The 2,116-nt window shown below is 70.9% G+C and carries 2 protein-coding genes, 2 pseudogenes and 1 riboswitch; all 4 genes and pseudogenes read right to left on the reverse strand.

Translation table 11 applies throughout. The annotated features are described in order from the left end of the window. A pseudogene (locus FRW57_RS20745) lies at positions 1–210 on the reverse strand (bifunctional diaminohydroxyphosphoribosylaminopyrimidine deaminase/5-amino-6-(5-phosphoribosylamino)uracil reductase RibD); the annotation flags it as partial. A gap of 119 nt (positions 211–329) precedes the next feature. After that, positions 330–460: riboswitch (FMN riboswitch) on the reverse strand. Between the two features lie 48 nt (positions 461–508). Continuing rightward, entirely contained in the window at positions 509–904 is a 396-nt protein-coding gene (locus tag FRW57_RS20750) for a VOC family protein (RefSeq protein WP_137121996.1), read from the reverse strand. A 94-nt stretch (positions 905–998) separates the two neighbouring features. Next, positions 999–1,658: a ribulose-phosphate 3-epimerase gene (gene rpe, locus FRW57_RS20755; RefSeq protein WP_137121995.1), complete on the reverse strand. Its 660-nt coding sequence runs from the start codon at positions 1,656–1,658 to the stop codon at positions 999–1,001. 133 nt (positions 1,659–1,791) lie between these two features. Next, positions 1,792–2,116, reverse strand: a pseudogene (locus FRW57_RS20760) (rRNA small subunit methyltransferase B); the annotation flags it as partial.

Genomic DNA, 2,116 nt, shown 5'->3' on the forward strand with positions numbered 1-2,116 from the left:
ATCGCCAGCGCGCGCCAACGCGACCACCTCGGCGTGCGCGGAACCCGCTCCTGCGTGGAAGCCCTCGCCCGCCACCGTGCCGTCGGCGGCAACCACCACCGCGCCCACGCGCGGGTTCGGGTCGCCCAGCGGTCCCTGCGCGGCCAGCACAAGGGCACGACGCATGGCCGGGAGATCCGGCTCACCGTGCCACGCGGGTTGGTCTGTCATGTCCTGTCCCTCTCGAGCGCGAAGCTCCGGGGACGGACGTTCGGTGGACGCTGCGCGTCCTCGCCGTCACGAGGGCGGTGACCCGAGCTCCCATCGGGAGCGACCGGGGCGCCGGTCTCGCACGTGCTGCCTCCCATCCGGACTTTCACCGTCGGTCCTGGAGTTCCACCAGGTCAACCGGCCGCTGGATGCGGCCGGGTCGCGGACTGTCACCGCCGGTTCGGAATTACACCGACCCCGGAGCACGTGCCCCCAGTATGCCACCGCCGTCACGCGATCACCGCGGGCGGGTGCGGGCTCAGGCGCCGCGCGGGGCGAAGAACTCGATCGCGATGCCGTCGGGGTCCCTGCACGTGGCGACATTTGCCGGCGCTGCGCTCAGAGTGCTGTGCGCCAGGCCCGCACCGTCGAGCTCGGCAATCCACTCCTCGATCTCGGCCCGGTCCTTGCAGGCGATCGAGAGGTGGTCGAGTCCGACCCGGGTCTCGTCGAACCGATCACCCTCCGGTGTGCGGTCATGGGCTTGCAGCCCGATGACCACACCACCTGCTGCCAGCATCAGCGTGCGTCGCCAACCCGGCCCGCTCATGTCCGGTCCGCGTGTCATCCCCAACGCACGCGCATACCAGGCGACGCTCGACTCCAGATCGCGCACGGTCAGGGTGACGTGGCTGAAAGCCTCGATCGTCGGCATGTGGCGTCTCCTCAATTCCTCTCGGGGGCCCGGTTCGCACCAGATTCAACGGTTCCGGGCCGAATTTCCTTCCGCTGACTTTCCTTCCGCAGAGTCAGTGAGCTGGATGTTGCCGTGCCAGGTCGCGCAGCTCGTCCACTGCGGCCGCCGCGTCCTGCGCGCCGTAGACCGCGGAACCGGCGACGAAGACGTCGGCACCGGCCTCGGCGCACTGCTCGATCGTGGTCGCCGAGACCCCTCCGTCGACCTGGATCCAGATCTCGCCGCCCTGGCGGGAGACGGCCTCACGGACCTCCCGCACCTTGGGCATCTGGTCCGCCATGAACGACTGGCCACCGAAGCCGGGCTCGACGGTCATGACCAGGACCATGTCGACCTCGGCCAACAGGTCGGCATACGGCGTGAAGGGCGTGCCGGGTTTGAGGGCCACGCCGGCCCTGGCTCCCGCAGCACGGAGGTTGCGTGCCAACGCCTTCGGGTCGGCCGCCGCCTCGACGTGGAAGGTCACCGAGCGGCCCCCGGCCTCGGCGTACTGCGGCGCCCAGCGGTCCGGGTTGTCGATCATCAGGTGGCAGTCCAGCGGGATCAGGCTGACCTTCGCGAGCGCCTCGACCACCGGCAGCCCGATCGTCAGGTTCGGGACGAAGTGGCCGTCCATGACGTCGACATGGGCCCAGTCGGCGTTGCCGATCCGCGCCAGCTCCCGCTCGAGGTTGGCGAAGTCGGCGGCCAGGATGCTCGGTGAGATCTGCACGCGACCAGCGTAGGGGCAGGCCCAACGGTTCCTGACCTGCCGGCCCACCCCGCACCGACGCCCGGCCCTCGACCGGACCATCCCCCAGTGCGGTGGTCTCGGCCCGGACGGCGCAGCGCTGCACCAAGCCGGGTCAGTGCTTGCGCAGGAGGGCGAAGAACATCGCGTCGGTGCCGTGCAGGTGCGGCCACAGCTGGACGAACGGCCCGTCGCCCAGGTCGGGGACCTGCCGCCGTGACGCGTCGAGGAAGAGGGGCCGGGCGTCCTCGACCGTCACATCGGAACGTTTCTTGGTCACGTCGCTGACCACGAACCGGGTCTCGGCCAGGTGCGGGCTGCAGGTGGCGTAGCCGACGACCCCTCCGGGGCGGGTGGCGTCGAGGGCGGAGGCGAGCAGCTCGCGCTGCAGGCTGGCCAGGGCGGCCAGGTCGGACGGCTGCCGACGCCAGCGCGCCTCC

This window comes from Segeticoccus rhizosphaerae, from assembly GCF_009192725.1.
Lineage (GTDB): Bacteria > Actinomycetota > Actinomycetes > Actinomycetales > Dermatophilaceae > Segeticoccus > Segeticoccus rhizosphaerae.

Excerpts from the sequence above, each read along its gene's own strand:
- FRW57_RS20750 (WP_137121996.1), bottom strand. The coding sequence starts at position 904 with ATGCCGACGATCGAGGCTTTCAGCCACGTCACCCTGACCGTGCGCGAT.